Here is a 17,308-nt window from a genome sequence, read left to right on the forward strand (position 1 = left end):
CACTGAAAGATTTAAAGACCATCTCTATACCCTATAACGTAGGCAGACGCTAATCCATACTTTATTCAGGATTAGAGCTCCGAAGTCCATTCGCCAAGTTTTTGTACTAGTTCCCACCGACCACTAGCTCTCTAAAACAAAAAATAATGGCTACTACTCTTCATCAAAGCTGATTGCATGTATTCATTGTAAAACAAGAAAACAAACAATTCAAATTATTTTTTAGTACTAATCCATTCATCTTCAGCCGGATTTGCTACTATAATATTTTGTTCTTGAAAGATTTGACGAATAGCAAACAAAATATCCTGTCGCACATTCAGCATTACTGCCGTATCGTTTGTTGCCACAAAGAAACGTACAAGGACTCGATAGGAAGTTGGATAAAACTCATCTATACATACATGAATCATATCTTTTTCTGTTTGAGCATGCAAATAAATTTCCTTTTGAATGGCACTTAAAGCACTGCGTAATGTTTCTTCTTCATTTTCAGCAGCAACAAATAAAAAATGCTCACATTTTCGTTTTTCCCTTTTGGATAAATTATAGATTGGTCGATTTACCAAATAAGAGTTAGGTACATAAACAAGCCCTTTATCACCCGTTTGAATTAATGTACTTCGAAGATTAATATCCTCAATTGTTCCTTCAATTTTTTGGTCCTCTGTTGCTACCCAATCACCAATTTGAAACGGGTTATCTAATGCGACTGACATCCCACCAAAAACATGTGCTAGTGTATCTCGAATACCAAAGGCAATCGCCACACCCGTTAAACCAATCCCCGTTAAAAAACCATTCAAATTAAAATCCCAAAATGAAGCAATCATAAACATTGCCAATATCATGATAAGTACTTTTCCTATACGAAGAAAAAACGGTAACAGGACATTCGGTTCTTCATCATTATTCAATGTTAGTGGCTGCTTTGTATAAAAATGTAATACATCATATACACCTTTAAAGGCAAAAAACACCATAATAGACAACACAAAATTTTTAGTTGCTACATGTGTAAATAAGAATACATCTAATATTAACGACAAGCTAAGTACAATCACCGCAGACATGAATGCATAGCGAATCGATTTATTAAATTGTTCTAGCACCGTTGCTTGAAATTCTCGTTGACGATTTCTCAAAAATACAACTATGCGATTAATAATTTTCTTTATTACAAATTGTTGAAACAGCCAACCAACGACACAAAAAGCGATGGCAACAATAACCTCCGTCCATGTCGGTGCTGTAATCTTAGGTAATAACCACTTCAATGAATCCATATCTTTCTCCTCTAACTACTATGTATATTCAGAACAAATGCGCTTGAGAGCCCGAAGCAAAAGTAAACGCTCCAGCACTTTTAACCGAGGGATTGAAGCGACCTCGAGGATGTAGCACTTTATCCTAGACGCCGACTATGCTTAGGTGAACCACAGGCATCAAAATCTATAGTGTCCTTAACTACAAAAAAGCAGCCAATCAATACGATCAGCTCCTTTTTTATTGAATAGCGTCATCCGCAAAAAAAGCTTTGTTGACGAACCAAAATTGCTGCTCATTAAAATTATGTTCATGCATAGCGATAACCGAAAATTCAGCATGGTACTTACGCTTCATTTCTTCAAGTAAAGCTTTCGCTTGCTTTCCAACGAGATACTGTCCATCGATTGGAGTACCTTCTGTAAAAATGATAATATCCGCTTCTGTACAATGCTGATTTTCTTGAAGCAAGCCTTTTACAAAATGAAGTACTGGCAGAATTGCAGCTTCTCCCTTTGCCTTATATTCAATAAAATCCTTAAAATCTGATAAATTTAAATGACCGTTTTCGAATCGATAATGCACATGAATTTGACAGTCATATGGAACGATATATAAATCGCGACGTTCACGGTGCGCGTTCATAAATAACGGTAAAATTATGCTTTTACAAAGTTCAGAATATGCAGCCATTCCTGTTGTTTGTTCAAGACAGATAATAATTGGACCTGTTTCTTCTTTGTATTCATCAAAAGGAACATATAGGATATTTCCTTTTTTTATTGTTTGACGACTTAGCTTTTGACGCCTAGCTATCTGCCACTTTCGCTCATTATACAAGCGTTGCTCTTTTCCATTGGTCAATCGTTCGGTTTTCTCAATAGCTGGTATAAGTTCGCAAATTTCACGCATGATATCTGCCAATTCAAGTGCAAATGCTGCCATATTTCGTAATGTTTCACTCTTGTAAAAATAGTCAATAAAAAAACTTTGTTCTTTGTCACTTAATTCCTCAAGATGTAAGTTTTCATATAGAAAACATAAAAAGTCTCGTTGTTCTGGTGTGAATTCCAGATCAAATTTCTCTATGAGTAATTCTACAGCATCTTTCACGAAACAGCACCACCTCAGCACATTTTTTCGGATAATGTCTATAGTATAACCAAAATAATTTTTTGACAATACAATAATGCATGCAGTATTTTGACGCTATTTTTAATAAAATGTTGCTATTACTTAGTATTATACGGCTCTTCAGCAAGGCGAGGGGTTGATTTCCGTTCCGACTGAGCGCTTTGTTGCTGACGCTTCGCTTTCGCGCAGAGCAGAACTTCCTGGGGGCGTCCGATGAGCCGCTTGGGGCAACAAATGTTTTCTGTGCGAAAGCGTAGTGCTACCGTAGCGGTAGCGACGGGATGTTGGTCACGAAGGCGTTATCACAGGCCGTGATGCTCTTAGCCTTTGTTCCCCTACTTTCGCGTTCCAGGGTTCGGGCCAATAGATGTTTTTTGCGCGAAAGCGTAGTGCCAATGAAACGGCAGCAGAGGGTTTTGTTTGTGCGAAAATGAAGCATCAAAAGAATTGGGTACAAGTGCAAAAGTGGAGTGTTAACAAAGTGGCTCGACACTGGCTCACAGGAGAATTAGTAGCACGGAATCACCCTACACCATATTTACAAAAATCAAAAATCCCCTTAAGCGTTGTTTTTCAACACTATGAAAAAACGAGCCTATAATTGGCTCTTATCAGACTGCAAAACAAACGTTACTCCTAATGAATAAAGCTTTATGTTTACTCATACTTTCGATAGGAACTGTTGATTTTTCACGGAGAGTGGCGACTCCTGCGGGATGAGCTTGAGCTGAAAGCCCGGCAGGAACGAAGTGACGAGGAGATTGAGCCCAAGCCCGCGCCAACTCGGAGTGTAAATCAACCTTTGATTATTGATACATTTTATTCTTATGTCGACAAACTAAAAAGAGCCTATAATTGGCTCTCCGGTTACTAATTATTTAATTCATAATGTTTACCTTTGACCAAGTAGAATAAATGTTCCGCAATATTTGTTGCATGGTCAGCTGAGCGCTCTAAATATCGGCAAACGAATGTTAGGTGTGTGATTTGAGAAATATGTGCTGGATTTTCAGCTCCGGCACGTAGCAATAGCGTTACTGTCGCTCCATATAAATCATCAACGTAATCATCTAGTTCAGCAATTTCCTTGGCATGAGCAGTATCTTCCTCTGTAAATGCTTTTATAATACTTTCTAGCATTTCTACAGTCTTATTACACATCGTTTGCAAATTTGTTGTAGGAAAGACTAAGGGCTCTTTTCCTATACGAATCGTTTCTTTTGCAATATTAACTGCATAGTCCCCCACTCTTTCCATATCAGATGCCGCTTTTACAAGAACCATGAGACGACGTAAATCAGTAGCTACAGGCTGCTGCTTCGCAATCATTAAAATAACATGATCATTGATTTCTTCTTCAAGACGATTGATGATTAAATCATCCTCAAGAATTTTTAAAGATGCCTCTAAATCCTGATTTAATAATGCTTCAAATGCTAATTTAAGAGCATTGACACTACTATTAGCAATCTCAATAAATTGTTCTTGGACTTCTTTTAATTCCTGTTCAAAACGTTCACGTACTACCATTTACTGCTCCTCCTTAGCCGAATCGACCTGAAATATAATCTTCAGTACGTTGATCTGCTGGTGTTTGGAATATAACGTCTGTTTTATCGTACTCAACAACCTCTCCACTTAAGAAAAATGCTGTACGATCGGAAATACGCGCTGCTTGTTGCATATTATGTGTCACTATAATAATTGAATAATCTTTTTTCAGTTCTTGTACAAGCTCCTCGACTTTTAATGTAGAAATCGGATCAAGTGCGGATGTTGGCTCATCCATTAAAATAACATCTGGTTCAATGGCTAAACAACGCGCAATACAGATTCGTTGTTGCTGACCACCTGATAGGCCATATGCATTTTGGTTTAAGCGATCCTTTACTTCATCCCAAATTGCCGCACCTCGTAAAGACTTTTCAACGATCTCATCAAGAATCTTCTTATTTTTAATACCATGGATACGTGGACCATATGCAATATTATCGTAGATAGACTTTGGGAATGGGTTTGGCTTCTGGAATACCATACCTACTCGGGTACGTAATTCCTCGACCGTATAGTTTTTATCTAAAATATTGCGCTCACGATAGACTATTTCCCCTGATGTTCGAACACTCGGTACAAGCTCTACCATTCTATTTAAAGTTTTTAAATAAGTAGATTTCCCACAGCCAGAAGGTCCAATTATAGCTGTTACTTCATTTTCATAGATGCTTAAGTTGATGTCTTTTAAACCATGATGATCACCATACCACAAATTCAAATTACGTGTATCATATACTATTTTTTTTGCAACATCAGCAGATGGCTTTGTAGCCGTATGAATGGATTTGACAATTGATTTTTCCTCTTTAATACCCAGTACCATAAGGTCACCTCATTAATAACGTTTTTGGAATTTATTTCGAATAAAAATGGCAATAGAGTTCATCAGTAAAAGCACGGTCATAAGTACTAAAATACCGGCTGCCGCTACATATTGAAATGCCTCTTGCGGACGTTTTGCCCAATCGTATATTTGCATTGGCAAAGCTGTGAATTGACTTAACAAGCCGTTAGGTAAAAATTGTAAAATAACTGGAATACCTATAACTACTAGTGGTGCTGTTTCACCAATCGCACGAGACATCGCTAATATACTTCCTGTTAAAATCCCAGGAATGGCTGCTGGTAGCACAACATGCACAATCGTTTGCCATTTTGTCGCACCCATACCATAAGAAGCTTCTCGTTGTTCATTCGGTACTGCACGAATTGCCTCCTGCGCGGCAACAATGATCACTGGCAAAATTAATAAACTCATTGTAAAGCCGGCTGCTAAAACACTTTTTCCAAGTCCCAGCATTCGAACAAAAATTGTTAACCCAAGTAAACCAAAAACAATGGAAGGAACACCCGCTAAGTTCGAGATATTCATACGAATAAAATCATTTAATCGATTTTTCTTTGCATACTCTTCTAAATAAATCGCAGTCCCTACACCTAATATAATCGATACTGGAGCGACGACTGCCATCAGCCAAAGTGAGCCTATTAAAGCTGCCTTAATACCCGCTTTATCTGCAAAACGTGAAGCAAAATTTGTTAAAAAATCGATGGATAAATAATCGACACCTTGCGTTACTATGCGATAAAGCAAAATAACAAGTGTCACTAAAGCAAAGGTTGTTGCTAAGAAGAAAAATGACTTCCAAACTTTATTGAATGTAATACGCTTTGTCATTCGTTTCATGACGGCCGTGTCGTCCATATAGCGCATGCTAGTAAACCTCCCTGAAGCGTTTCGAAATATAGTGGGCTAGTAAATTCATCACTAAAGTAAAGATAAATAATGTGAATCCGACTGAATAAATAGAATAATAAATTGTCGTACCATAACCAGCGTCTCCTGTTGCAACTTGTACAATATACGCAGTCATCGTTTGAATCGAGTCTGTCACATCTAAATCGAATTTAGGCGTAGATCCACCTGCTAGCGATACAATCATAGTTTCTCCAATTGCCCGGGAAATAGCGAGAACAACTGAAGCGACAATACCTGATAAGGCAGCTGGTAATACTACCTTTATAGCTACTTCAAACTTTGTTGCTCCAAGAGCTAAAGCCCCTTCACGCATACTATTTGGGACCGATGACATCGCATCCTCAGAAAGTGACGTAATCATTGGTAAAATCATAATCCCAACAACAATCCCTGGACTAAGTGCATTAAAAAGTTTTAACCCTGGAATAATTTGCTGTAACATTGGCGTTACAAATGTTAATGCAAAGAAGCCATAAACGATTGTTGGTACACCCGCTAACACTTCTAAAATAGGCTTAACTGTACGTCTTATTTTTTCACTTGCATATTCACTTAAATAAATAGCTGAAGCTATGCCAAACGGAACTGCTACGACAACTGCAATAAGCGTAACTTTCAATGTTCCAGCTATTAAAGGTAAAATCCCAAATAACGGTTCCTTTCCTGAAAACGGTAGCCACTGTGTACCAAATAGGAAATCCGTAATCGAAACACGTTTAAAGAATTCAAACGTTTCAAAAATAAGGGTGAAAACTATGCCAAATGTCGTCAATATTGATATAAGAGCTGCAGAAAATAATAGTGCTGGCATTGCTTTTTCCACTATTTTCTTCGTTTTTTGATTGCGCGAATTTGCAATTAATTGCTGCACAGATGATGTCTTGTTTTCTTTTTGAGAAACCATTAGGTGCTCCTTTCAAATAATAGAGGGAAAGAGCATACATCTCTTTCCCTCTATGCATGTCTACTTATTTTAAGCCTTCTAAAGTTTTTAAAGCTTCACTATATTTATCTTCAGGTAGACTGACATAACCTACTGCTTCTGCCATTTCTCCTGCATGCTCAAGTGTAAATTTGATAAAATCATATGCCGCTTCGCTTTCTTTCATAGCACTATTTTTCACATATACAAATAATGGTCGTGAAAGCGGTGCGTATTCACCAGATTCAATTGTTTCATTTGTTGGCTCAACACCATTTACATTCACGATGCCTAATTTATCTTTATTTTCTTGGTAGTATGCGTAGCCGAAGAAGCCGATTGCGTTTTTGTCACCTGCTACACCTTGAACTAGCATATTATCATCCTCTGATAATGTTGCTGAGCTTGCTAGATCAGCACCGTCTAAAATAACTTCATCAAAGTAATCGTACGTCCCTGAGTCAGTACCTGGTGAGTAGTAGACAATTTTTTCGTCCGGCCAAGATGGATCAATATCAGACCATTTTTTAGCTTTACCATCTTCTACCCAAATTTTCTTTAATTGCTCTACTGTTAAATCTTTTGCCCAATCATTCTCAGGATTCACGACAATTGATATGCCGTCATATGCTAATGGTAGCTCTGTAAAAGCAGTTCCCGCCTTCTCTAGTTTTGCTTTCTCTTCATCTTTTATATGACGAGATGCATTTGAAAAGTCTGTCTCACCTGCGATGAATTTTTCAAAACCACCACCAGTACCTGAAACACCTACCGATACTTTGACATTCGGTTGAGCCCCTGCATACTCTTCAACAACTGCTTCAATAATTGGTGCGACTGTTGATGAACCATCTCCAGCTACAGCTCCTTGCAGCTTTTTGTCAGCAGCATCTTGTCCCGTGCTCGCCGGTGCGTTTGTTTCTGCATTGTTACCTTTTTGCGCAGAGTCGCTACCACATGCGCCAAGCATTAATGCTGACCCCATTACCGCTGTCATCGTTAAGTACTTCCACTTTTTCATCTCATTTGCCCCCGTCATAAACATTTTATAGTTATTTGTCTTACAATCTTTACTATAATGACTAATTGTTGAAGTCGTATAAACAGTTCGTAAAAGAGACGTAAAGGAATGTAATGCTTTGTAAACGATTGTAAAGATGGGTTTACAATTGACTTATTTGTTATTGCTGTCGCTTCGCTTTCGCACAGAAAACATGTTGTTGCTGTCGCTATAGATAAATTGCCACGGGATGGGACTTACTTAGACTGATTTCCTCTATTTACTTAGGTGCCTGCCCCCTATGAAAGGGACCATAGCTGCATGGATTTCACTACCTTCAGAGGTAGGAGCATTCTTCAAAGTGAGGATAAACTTGCTTCCTAATGGAAAGATGCTATAATAAGCAATTGTGTCAGGAAATAATCTAAGAGGAGTTTGACTTTGTGATTAAACATGCAAAAGTACAAAATGCCAATTACTTCAAAACATATTTAACACTTATTATGGATCATCGGGAATATACTCTACAGGAAGCCGCTGATTTTATGGTAGAGTCTTATTTTTGTAATAATATAGAGCTTTATGGAATAAAACCGAAACAACAATTTGAAATAGCTATTCAACAATTATCTGTACAATAAGTCTTTTATTGGAGAATAAATAAACCACGGTATGAAAGTTATTATTTTTTCATACCGTGGTTTTTTCGCGGGTAGTCAATAATACTCTGAAACTGTAAAAAAACCGCTAGGCATTGATATGCACTAGCGGTTTTCTCTTATTTTTGCTCATCTTCACCAATTTTGTCTTGTGTAATAGCAGGTAAAATTGGTTGTTTTACATTACTTTCTGTCACTTTTTCAGTGTTATATTTTGCTTTTAACTCAAAATATTTATCTACAGCTCTTCTTGCAATCTCATTATTAGCCGAAAAAGGTTGTCTAGGGTTTGTTGAAGCCCAAGGAATAACTACGGCATAGGCAATTTCAGGATTCTCATAAGGGGCAAAGCCTACATGTGTATAAGTAAGTGAATACTGACCCCTATACTGTCGTAAATCCCCGTAATACATTACTTCAGCTGTTCCTGTTTTTCCTGCGGCTGTATATGGTGCATTTGCAAAATATCTTTTTGCTGTACCATTTGCGCCTGTATAAACACGACGTAACCCTTGTTTTACATAGTTAATTTCATCTGCTGAGTTATCAATCTGATTTAAAATTGTTGGTCCTATTTCTGTTACTAATTGACCTAGCGATTGCCCATCATTTGATGGTTCACGTACCTCCTTCACAACATGTGGCTGAATGCGATAGCCACCATTTGCAATTGTCGAGATATACTGTGCCAATTGTAACGGTGTATACGTATCATACTGTCCAATAGCTAAGTCGAGTGCTTTACCCCCATAGGTTGGACCAGTTAGACCTTGTACCCCACTAACTTCATTTGGTAAATCGATCCCTGTTTTTACACCTAACCCGAATTGTGCATAAGAATTACGCATTTTTGGGAATGTATCGTCTTTTAAACGAAGTGGCATCCCATAGCTATATGGTGTTCCATTAATAAGCAGAGCTGTTTTAAACATATAAACGTTAGAAGATTGCTCCAAGGCTCTTAAACCATCCATTGAAATATAGCCACCAGGGTTAAAAACAGATTTTTTTACTGGTGTATTTAATAATTGGATTGGTTCATCCCCTAATACAGTACTTGGCGTAATGGCTCCCAATTTATACCCAGTTAGCAATGTTGCTGCCTTAACTGCAGAACCTGCCTCATAAGCTGTTGTAAAGGTCCCATACGAATAATCAACGACTTCATTCTTTCCTGTTTCAGGATTTTTTTCAATTTTTTTACCATTCATTGATAAAACATCGCCTGTATTTGGGTCCATCATAACTAAAAAGGCACGATCAAGTAAAGCTGAAGCCCCTTGTGATTTTACTTTAAGCAATTCTTCCTCAACAATTTTGTCAAGTTCAGCGGTTAACTCGCTATCCAGTGTTAAGACTAAATCATTACCAGGTTTACCCTCAAAAGTCGTAACGGTATCGACTACTTGACCTTTTTTATCCGTAATATTTTTAACAACGGATTTTTGTCCTTGCAGTAAATCTTCATATTGCGCTTCAATATAACTTTCACCAACACGGTCATTTCGTGAATAATCTCGAGCTAAATAATAATTCAGCTTTTCTTTCGGAATCCCTTTTGCTGGTACGGTTGTGCGTCCTAAAATAGCGAGTGATGATAATTTCAAACGCTTCCAGTCCGTTGTTGTGTTAACGCCTGGTAGTTCAGTTAAACGCTCAGAGACAAGTGCAAATTCACTATCTGATACATTTTCACTCTTAATAATTTGCGGTGATAAATTGTAGCCTGATGCCATCTCTCGGAAAATTGCTAATACTTCCATATCCTTGTCTGTCAGTTGTAATAATTCTTCGTTTGTAATTCGTTCACGAACAAGTTTATCTATCTCTCCATTGATTTGACTTGTCGTCTTATTTTCTTGGTTTCCAATTTTCTTTTTTTCTGCCTCGGTTACTTTTTCAGAGGCAGCGTCACGATTTTTATTAATCCAAAAATCCTGCTTATCACGTAAAGTGACACGGTTTATAGGCTGCTCAATCAATTGTGCCAGCTTTTCCGCTATTTCCAGCATTTCATCAGTTGTTGTCCTCGGCATTTTCGTATACGTAATAGCATTTTCTGGTTGGTTATCCACTAAAATACGTCCGTATCGATCATACATACGTCCCCTTGGCACACTTGTATTAACAGGTACCTCTTCTTTACGCTCTAATTCGCGTACATAATCTTCCCCTTTTACAATCTGCATATAGCCAAGCCTAAAAATCAGCAACGAAAATACCATAAATATAGCAAAGAAAAGGACATTCATACGAAATGTTAAATTAGAGTGATGTTTTGCTTTAACATTCGTCGCGCGGTTTTTTCCCGGTGCTTTGCGCATATGTATTCCCCTCCTCATCTAATTACAATTTAAATACACGATATCTAGTATACCATTCGAAGATACGTCAGGAAAGCATGTACTTGTGAATTTATGTTTGAAAACATCATTCTATTTGACGGCATTTTAAAATGAAAAGTTTCTTTTTTTTATTGATTACTTGAAAAATGTTTTGACATAAATTATTGGAAGAGGGAGGCACAATATAAAACTTCTTCAAACAGCAAGGCGAACTCCTCCTTCAATTTAACCGACTGACTTCTAATTTTTTAGCAGGCGTATCGGAACATCCCCAACCATTTATAGGATACCTAGAAGCATTTAGAACCTAAAAAGACAGCAAAAAAGGCTATGTCTCGGTGATACATCACCGGGGCATAGCCTTCTATCTAAATAGAGATTATTTTGCAGCTTGGAATTTAGCTTCTACTACATCCCAGTTTACTACGTTCCAGAATGCGCCGATGTAATCTGGACGACGGTTTTGGTAGTTTAAGTAGTAAGCATGCTCCCAAACGTCTAAACCTAGGACTGGTTTTTTACCTTCCATAACTGGAGAGTCTTGGTTTGGAGTAGATGTAACAGCAACTGAGTCACCATCAACGATTAACCAAGCCCACCCTGAACCGAAGCGAGTTGTAGCAGCTTTTGCAAACTCTTCTTTGAATGCATCGAAAGAACCGAATTTAGCATCGATTGCTTTTGCTACTTCGCCAACTGGAGTGTTTGATCCGCCTGGAGCGATTACTTCCCAGAATAATGTATGGTTAGCATGTCCGCCACCATTGTTACGAACAGCAGTTTGTTTGTCAGCTGGAAGAGCATCCATGTTTGCGATAAGTTCGTTAATGCCTTTTTCAGCAAATTCAGTGCCTTCTACTGCTGCGTTTAAGTTTGTTACATAAGTATTGTGGTGTTTTGAATGGTGAATTTCCATTGTTTTTGCATCGATATGTGGTTCTAATGCGTCATAAGCGTAAGTTAATTGTGGTAATACATAAGCCATTGTTAAGTTCCTCCTAAAGTAAAGAAATAATTAATACATTATTAGATTATCAAAATTGGTCAAACCATTCAACGAAAAATACTTCAAATTAAAGATTTCAGCCTTTTGACTGAAAAGCCAATACGATTACTATCCTAACCTGTTTCTTTAATTGTTAAACGTCTTAGGGAAGAAAATCATATCGCTATAAAGAACACAACAATCATGACGATTTGAATCACAGCTTTTGCAAGTGTCGATGTTAAGAAGCCCACGAGAGAGCCAACACCGCTTTTTACAGCCTCTCCAAATGTACGACGCTCTACCATTAACTCTGCAATTACCGCTCCTAAAAATGGACCTACTATTATTCCTAGAACAGGAATGATGAACGGGCCAATTAATAAACCAATAGTACTGCCCCACATACCTGCATTGGAGCCACCGAATTTCTTAATACCAAAGGCATTTGCTACAGAATCAGCAACAAATAATATGACAACAAATATAATTTCACTCGTCCAGAACAACCAGCTTAACTCTGCAAATGAAAAAAACAATCCATATACTAAAAAACCACCAAGTAAAAAAATCACACCTGGAATGATCGGGTACACCAATCCAACAAATGAAATGATAAAGCAGGCAATCACTAATACCCAGCCTACAACTTCCATAAAAAACCTCCCCTTTTGTCGTGCATCAAGTTAGATAATTAGAAGTCCTGATTTCCTCTATATTCGAGAGTAGAGCTGTTTCCTCGTAACTAATAAAGGGCATAAGCTCATTCTCAACAAAGAAATCCTCAATATTTCTATTTAACCCGCCTGATCGCGCAGTTCCTTTCATACGGATTTACAAAGCTGAAGGTTTCATTTCCTTAATTTCTAATTCCTAAAATAGAGTCAGCTATATTTACTGCATGATCTCCTATACGCTCTAAATTGCTAACGATATCTGTATAGACGATTCCCGCAGCTCCATTACATTCATTTGTATTTAAGCGTGCAATATGCTTTTGTCTAAGCTTATCTTCCATATCATCTATCAAACTTTCGAGCTCAGTTACTTCCTGCGCCAAGCTCAAACTAGCTGTATCCAGTGCCGCAATACTCTTTCGTACAGCTTCAATCGCTAAGCTAAACATCCCTATTAAATCTTGTCGTGCTGACTTACTTAAAGTTACCTCATGATGATCTTTATATTGTAAAAGCTCTAAAATATTTTCAAAATGATCACCAATACGCTCAATGTCCCGTACATTTGTTAAAAGTGTATGGTGTCTTACTGAGTCTGCGCGAGAAAGTGGCTGCTTAGACACCATTACTAAATAATTCGTAATTTCCTTGTCTAAATGATTGAGCGCTACTTCTAGTTGTAAAACTGTAGGAATGTGAGTAGCCTCACCTGTTTTCATATATAAAAATGTTTCTTCTAAACCACGAAGCGCGTGCTCCCCCATACGTAGTACTTCCTCCTTTGCTTGCCCGAGTGCAATCGCTGGAGAGGAATCGATGAATGACGGATCTAAATGTTTCGTTGTCACATCAATATTGCCATCACGCCCAGGCACTAGCTTCGTGACAAGTACAGTCAATCCTCCGATAAATGGCAGCTGGATCATCATATTAATGATGTTGAATGAGCCATGTGCTATCGCTATTTGCATTTTCGGCTCTAAGTGGAATAGTCCGCTAATCCATAAAACGTACTGCATAAAGGGTGTAAAGAACACCATGAAAATGATTGTACCTATAATATTAAATAACACATGTGCCGCTGCCGCACGTTTAGCATATATAGAAGCACCTAGTGATGCTAATACTGCTGTAACGGTCGTGCCTATATTTTCACCAAATAAAATAGGTAGAGCACTCTCTAAACCAATTAAATGCTCAGCGTATAAGCCCTGTAGCACACCGACAGTCGCTGTTGAACTTTGAACAAGCAATGTAAAAATTGCCCCTAGAAAAATTCCTACAACGGGCAGATTGCTTAGCTGAAGCGTTAATGATTCAAAATCAGCTAATTGATGAAGTGACTGCATGCTTGCACTCATTAACTCTAATCCTAAAAATAATCCCCCGAAGCCAAATAATATTTGTCCGATATACTGATAGGTAGATTTCTTAAAGAAAAATAACAACCCTGCACCAATCGCTAATAACGGATAAAAATAAATGCCGATATTTATACCAATAATAAAAGCGGTAATTGTCGTGCCAATATTGGCTCCCATAATGACACCGATTGCTTGTCGTAATGTTAAAAACCCTGCACTCACTAGCCCAACCGTAATTACCGTCGTTGCAGAGCTCGACTGGATACAAATCGTTACAACTATACCCACTAACACGCCCATTAGAGGATTTGTTGTAAATCGATTCAACCATTCACGCAGTCGATCATCTGCCGATTTTTGGAGCCCATCCCCCATAAATTTAATGGAAAATAAAAAGACTCCTAAACCGCCTAAAAATTGAAATAGTATACTTTGCCAATCTATTGTCAATTGTATTCGCTCCAATTCCTACGTCTCTACTACTCTATTCCTAATCTTTAAATGATAATAAAGAAAAAGTAAAGATAACCTTTAACTTCTTTACACAATATTAACATTTCAATAAATCATCACCAAAACGTATGGTTGATTTCCGTTCCGACTGGGCGCTTTGTTGTTGCTGTCGCTACGCTTTCGCACAGATAAAACATTTGCTGCCGCTTTGCTTTCGCTACAGTAAACATTTGTTGTTGCTGGCGCACAGAGCAAAGCTTCCTGGAGTCGCCCAGTCGAAACGAAGATCAACCTATTTACATAGTATATGTTTTAACAAAAGTCATCCACAACTTTTGGTGATGACCCATTTCAATATCGTACTCTCAGTTATTATTTCTATTTTCATATCTTGTCAAAGTTGAACATGGTAAAATAACGATTGGAGGAGATATGTTTATGAAACACTCACAACTATTTATCGATAGCTTAATTCATCCAAAAAAACTTGCTGCCTATCGTTTATTACCTATCGGGAAAGTTATTCAATATACCTTTCTGCTAATTACTGTTGTTACAGTTTTCTCTTTTGGTCGTTTTACAGCTGGGATGTCTGTTGATACATTTGATATGAATAGTTTAAATGGAATAACCGAATACATAGAAGGCGTTAAATGGCTTTTGTATCCCGTGACAATTATCATGCTTTTTGTTTTTACAACGATGCTTATTTTTGCACAAATTTCTCTCTACGCCTTGGCTGGTCTGCTGATTTTGAACGTCATGAAGCGTCGCGGAGAATACCGTCACATTTGGCGTACGACAACATTTGCCATGACTTGGGCAACTCTACTAAGTATGCTATCAGATTATCTACCGATTAACAGTACGATTATCTCTGCTTTTTCTGTACTTTTAACAGTAACTCTACTTATTGTAGCCATCACAAATTATCCAAAACAACCAATTACAAAATAATGTGCATGATTCCCCTCTCTTCTAAATATAGTGTAGAAAAGGAGGGGATTTTTTGCGTGCTTTAGTGTTAACCGCTATCATTATTATTTTTGCTTTTGTTATAAAGGTAGATTTAACAGAAGGATCATTACAACTTGCTGCCTTTTCTCAGAAAAAAACAGAAAACGCCCTGTGTGAGAAGGAGCGAGAGCCAAATTATATCACTGTACAGACTATTCAAGGCGATACTATCCACAGTTTATTTGCACTTCATCCTGCAAAAGTACCCATGACCTTTCCTGAACGTTTACAGATTTTTTATGAATTGAATCCACACTTACAATTACAGGCTCCTGTTCCTGGTGAAAAAATTAAGCTTCCGCTATCATTTGAATTTGAAAATAAATGCGGAAAATGAAAAAGTAGCGTTTCTTCCTTGTCCTTATTTTCTTACACTGCTAAAATAAATGTCAGTGACGGTCGAAAGTATGGCCCGAAAAGGAGAGAAAGTTAATGAGTGAAATTTGTCACCGTACAAATACACGTCCCGTGCGTGTCGGTAACTTAACAATAGGTGGTAGTAATGAATTATTCATTCAAAGTATGTGTACAACAAAAACACATGATGTCGAAGCAACAGTAGCTGAAATTCTTCGTCTTGAGGAAGCAGGCTGTCAAATTGTTCGTGTCGCAGTACCAGATGAGCGTGCAGCTGATGCGATTGCAGATATTAAAAAACGTATCAATATTCCATTAGTAGCTGATATTCACTTTGACTATAAATTAGCATTAAAAGCAATTGAAAATGGTATCGATAAAGTTCGTATTAACCCAGGTAATATCGGGCGTAAGGAAAAAGTAGAGGCTGTTGTTAATGCAGCAAAGGCAAAAGGTATTCCTATCCGTATTGGGGTAAACGCTGGTTCATTAGAGCGTCATATTTTAGAAAAATACGGTTACCCTACTGCAGACGGTATGGTAGAATCTGCACTTCACCATATTAAAATTTTGGAAGACTTGGACTTCCACGACATTATCGTATCTATGAAGGCATCAGATGTAAATCTAGCGATTGAAGCCTATGAAAAAGCGGCTAAAGCCTTTAATTACCCTCTACACTTAGGTATTACTGAATCAGGTACATTATTTGCTGGTACAGTAAAATCAGCAGCTGGACTTGGTGCAATTTTATCAAAAGGTATTGGTAATACATTACGTATTTCACTATCTGCAGACCCTGTTGAAGAAATAAAAGTAGCACGTGAGCTATTAAAATCATTTGGTCTTGCTTCTAATATGGCAACCCTCATTTCTTGCCCAACATGTGGTCGTATCGAAATTGATTTAATTTCAATTGCCAATGAAGTAGAAGAATATATTTCTAAACTTAATGTACCGTTAAAAGTAGCTGTGCTTGGTTGTGCGGTAAACGGTCCTGGTGAAGCACGTGAAGCCGACATCGGTATTGCTGGTGCTCGCGGTGAAGGTTTACTATTTATGAAGGGTAAAACAGTTCGTAAAGTGCCTGAAGAAACAATGGTAGAAGAGTTGAAAAAAGAAATCGATAAATTAGCTGCTGAAATGGCAGAAAAACGCGCAGCTGAAGAAGCAGAAAAAGCGAACGCCTAAGGAGGTGCTAGCATGAAAAAGCCCCGCTTTGGGATTGATATCGATGGAACAGTAACATGTCCTAGTACACTCATCCCACATATCAATAAACAATATAATGTAAATATTACGCTTGACGATGTGTGCGAATATGATTTTTTATCAGCATTTCCACATCCCATTGATCGTGTAGCATTTAATACATGGTTTAAAGAAAATGAGCCGTATATGTACGAAGTATCAGAAGCAGCTAAAGATGCAAAAGATATTTTAAACACATGGAGAGAAAACTACGAACTTTATTACATTTCTGCTCGTGGTGAGAATGTATCAGATGTTACGGTAAATTGGTTTAAATCACAGTCTATTCCATACGACCATATCGAGCTGATTGGCAGTCACGATAAGATTTCCGTAGCGAAAAAGCATGGAGTTGAGGCATTTTTTGAGGATAAGCATGATAATGCGGTTATGCTTGCGGAGGAATTAAAAATACCTGTCGTATTATTTGACACTCCATATAACCGTCTTGCTGTTCCGGACAATGTCGTACGAGTTTATAACTGGCAAGAAGCCAACCAATTTATTACTAACTACTTCAAATAAACAAAAGGGTCGTGTTCTTGCATTGAACACGACTCTTCTT

17 protein-coding genes and 1 other annotated feature (1 of these 18 cut by a window edge) are annotated in these 17,308 nt (G+C 37.8%); of the genes, 5 read left to right on the forward strand and 12 right to left on the reverse strand.

What is annotated here, in order from left to right; all coding sequences use genetic code 11:
• Positions 1-176: a binding site (T-box leader), on the reverse strand; it reaches 89 nt to the left of the window's first position.
• A gap of 39 nt (positions 177-215) precedes the next feature.
• The 7 genes from AC3WSK_RS12505 to AC3WSK_RS12535 form a co-directional block, all read right to left on the reverse strand.
• Positions 216-1,286, reverse strand: a complete 1,071-nt coding sequence (locus AC3WSK_RS12505) for a mechanosensitive ion channel family protein (protein ID WP_492413396.1) — start codon at positions 1,284-1,286, stop codon at positions 216-218.
• 220 nt (positions 1,287-1,506) lie between these two features.
• Positions 1,507-2,379, reverse strand: coding sequence for a vWA domain-containing protein (locus AC3WSK_RS12510; RefSeq protein WP_079563429.1), 873 nt, complete (start codon positions 2,377-2,379; stop codon positions 1,507-1,509).
• A gap of 891 nt (positions 2,380-3,270) precedes the next feature.
• On the reverse strand, positions 3,271-3,930 hold the full coding sequence (gene phoU, locus AC3WSK_RS12515; RefSeq protein ID WP_079563431.1) for a phosphate signaling complex protein PhoU: 660 nt from the start codon (positions 3,928-3,930) through the stop codon (positions 3,271-3,273).
• Positions 3,931-3,943: 13 nt separating this feature from the next.
• Positions 3,944-4,777: a phosphate ABC transporter ATP-binding protein PstB gene (gene pstB, locus AC3WSK_RS12520; RefSeq protein WP_079563432.1), complete on the reverse strand. Its 834-nt coding sequence runs from the start codon at positions 4,775-4,777 to the stop codon at positions 3,944-3,946.
• Between the two features lie 12 nt (positions 4,778-4,789).
• Positions 4,790-5,668: a phosphate ABC transporter permease PstA gene (pstA, locus tag AC3WSK_RS12525; RefSeq protein WP_079563433.1), complete on the reverse strand. Its 879-nt coding sequence runs from the start codon at positions 5,666-5,668 to the stop codon at positions 4,790-4,792.
• Between the two features lies 1 nt (position 5,669).
• Complete coding sequence (pstC, locus tag AC3WSK_RS12530; RefSeq protein ID WP_427484772.1) at positions 5,670-6,617, reverse strand: phosphate ABC transporter permease subunit PstC; 948 nt, start codon at positions 6,615-6,617, stop codon at positions 5,670-5,672.
• Between the two features lie 64 nt (positions 6,618-6,681).
• Positions 6,682-7,656, reverse strand: a complete 975-nt coding sequence (locus AC3WSK_RS12535; RefSeq protein ID WP_427484773.1) for a PstS family phosphate ABC transporter substrate-binding protein — start codon at positions 7,654-7,656, stop codon at positions 6,682-6,684.
• Between the two features lie 422 nt (positions 7,657-8,078).
• Here AC3WSK_RS12535 and AC3WSK_RS12540 point away from each other — a divergent pair, with 422 nt between their 5' ends.
• Positions 8,079-8,276 (forward strand): hypothetical protein, encoded by a 198-nt coding sequence (locus AC3WSK_RS12540; protein WP_240518366.1) that lies wholly within the window; start codon positions 8,079-8,081, stop codon positions 8,274-8,276.
• 137 nt (positions 8,277-8,413) lie between these two features.
• Here the strand turns inward: AC3WSK_RS12540 and AC3WSK_RS12545 are convergent, their stop codons facing one another.
• The 5 genes from AC3WSK_RS12545 to AC3WSK_RS12565 form a co-directional block, all read right to left on the reverse strand.
• On the reverse strand, positions 8,414-10,618 hold the full coding sequence (locus AC3WSK_RS12545; RefSeq protein ID WP_079563436.1) for a peptidoglycan D,D-transpeptidase FtsI family protein: 2,205 nt from the start codon (positions 10,616-10,618) through the stop codon (positions 8,414-8,416).
• Between the two features lie 400 nt (positions 10,619-11,018).
• Positions 11,019-11,624, reverse strand: coding sequence for a superoxide dismutase (locus AC3WSK_RS12550; protein WP_079563437.1), 606 nt, complete (start codon positions 11,622-11,624; stop codon positions 11,019-11,021).
• Between the two features lie 176 nt (positions 11,625-11,800).
• The gene (locus AC3WSK_RS12555) at positions 11,801-12,280 is read right to left on the reverse strand and encodes a DUF456 domain-containing protein (protein WP_079563438.1); all 480 of its coding nucleotides are present in this window, start codon (positions 12,278-12,280) and stop codon (positions 11,801-11,803) included.
• Between the two features lie 203 nt (positions 12,281-12,483).
• A complete protein-coding gene (locus tag AC3WSK_RS12560; RefSeq protein ID WP_079563439.1) occupies positions 12,484-14,115 on the reverse strand; it encodes a Na/Pi cotransporter family protein in 1,632 nt (543 codons plus the stop codon).
• 119 nt (positions 14,116-14,234) lie between these two features.
• Positions 14,235-14,366, reverse strand: a complete 132-nt coding sequence (locus AC3WSK_RS12565; protein WP_492413403.1) for a hypothetical protein — start codon at positions 14,364-14,366, stop codon at positions 14,235-14,237.
• Positions 14,367-14,556: 190 nt separating this feature from the next.
• Between AC3WSK_RS12565 and AC3WSK_RS12570 the strand changes: the two genes are divergently transcribed.
• The 4 genes from AC3WSK_RS12570 (at position 14,557) to AC3WSK_RS12585 (ending at position 17,268) form a co-directional block, all read left to right on the forward strand.
• A complete protein-coding gene (locus tag AC3WSK_RS12570) occupies positions 14,557-15,075 on the forward strand; it encodes a DUF1189 family protein (protein WP_079563440.1) in 519 nt (172 codons plus the stop codon).
• A gap of 52 nt (positions 15,076-15,127) precedes the next feature.
• The gene (locus tag AC3WSK_RS12575) at positions 15,128-15,472 is read left to right on the forward strand and encodes a hypothetical protein (RefSeq protein WP_079563441.1); all 345 of its coding nucleotides are present in this window, start codon (positions 15,128-15,130) and stop codon (positions 15,470-15,472) included.
• A 95-nt stretch (positions 15,473-15,567) separates the two neighbouring features.
• Positions 15,568-16,683, forward strand: a complete 1,116-nt coding sequence (ispG, locus tag AC3WSK_RS12580) for a flavodoxin-dependent (E)-4-hydroxy-3-methylbut-2-enyl-diphosphate synthase (protein WP_079563442.1) — start codon at positions 15,568-15,570, stop codon at positions 16,681-16,683.
• Between the two features lie 12 nt (positions 16,684-16,695).
• Positions 16,696-17,268: a 5' nucleotidase, NT5C type gene (locus tag AC3WSK_RS12585; protein ID WP_079563443.1), complete on the forward strand. Its 573-nt coding sequence runs from the start codon at positions 16,696-16,698 to the stop codon at positions 17,266-17,268.
• The last annotated feature ends 40 nt before the right edge of the window (positions 17,269-17,308 follow it).

The organism is Lysinibacillus sp. EB271-A1-10B, assembly GCF_058791335.1.

Excerpts from the sequence above, each read along its gene's own strand:
- AC3WSK_RS12545 (WP_079563436.1), bottom strand. The coding sequence starts at position 10,618 with ATGCGCAAAGCACCGGGAAAAAACCGCGCGACGAATGTTAAAGCAAAA.
- AC3WSK_RS12550 (WP_079563437.1), bottom strand. The coding sequence starts at position 11,624 with ATGGCTTATGTATTACCACAATTAACTTACGCTTATGACGCATTAGAA.
- ispG (WP_079563442.1), top strand. The coding sequence starts at position 15,568 with ATGAGTGAAATTTGTCACCGTACAAATACACGTCCCGTGCGTGTCGGT.
- pstB (WP_079563432.1), bottom strand. The coding sequence starts at position 4,777 with ATGGTACTGGGTATTAAAGAGGAAAAATCAATTGTCAAATCCATTCAT.
- AC3WSK_RS12570 (WP_079563440.1), top strand. The coding sequence starts at position 14,557 with ATGAAACACTCACAACTATTTATCGATAGCTTAATTCATCCAAAAAAA.
- pstC (WP_427484772.1), bottom strand. The coding sequence starts at position 6,617 with ATGGTTTCTCAAAAAGAAAACAAGACATCATCTGTGCAGCAATTAATT.
- AC3WSK_RS12585 (WP_079563443.1), top strand. The coding sequence starts at position 16,696 with ATGAAAAAGCCCCGCTTTGGGATTGATATCGATGGAACAGTAACATGT.
- pstA (WP_079563433.1), bottom strand. The coding sequence starts at position 5,668 with ATGCGCTATATGGACGACACGGCCGTCATGAAACGAATGACAAAGCGT.
- AC3WSK_RS12555 (WP_079563438.1), bottom strand. The coding sequence starts at position 12,280 with ATGGAAGTTGTAGGCTGGGTATTAGTGATTGCCTGCTTTATCATTTCA.
- phoU (WP_079563431.1), bottom strand. The coding sequence starts at position 3,930 with ATGGTAGTACGTGAACGTTTTGAACAGGAATTAAAAGAAGTCCAAGAA.
- AC3WSK_RS12505 (WP_492413396.1), bottom strand. The coding sequence starts at position 1,286 with ATGGATTCATTGAAGTGGTTATTACCTAAGATTACAGCACCGACATGG.
- AC3WSK_RS12535 (WP_427484773.1), bottom strand. The coding sequence starts at position 7,656 with ATGAAAAAGTGGAAGTACTTAACGATGACAGCGGTAATGGGGTCAGCA.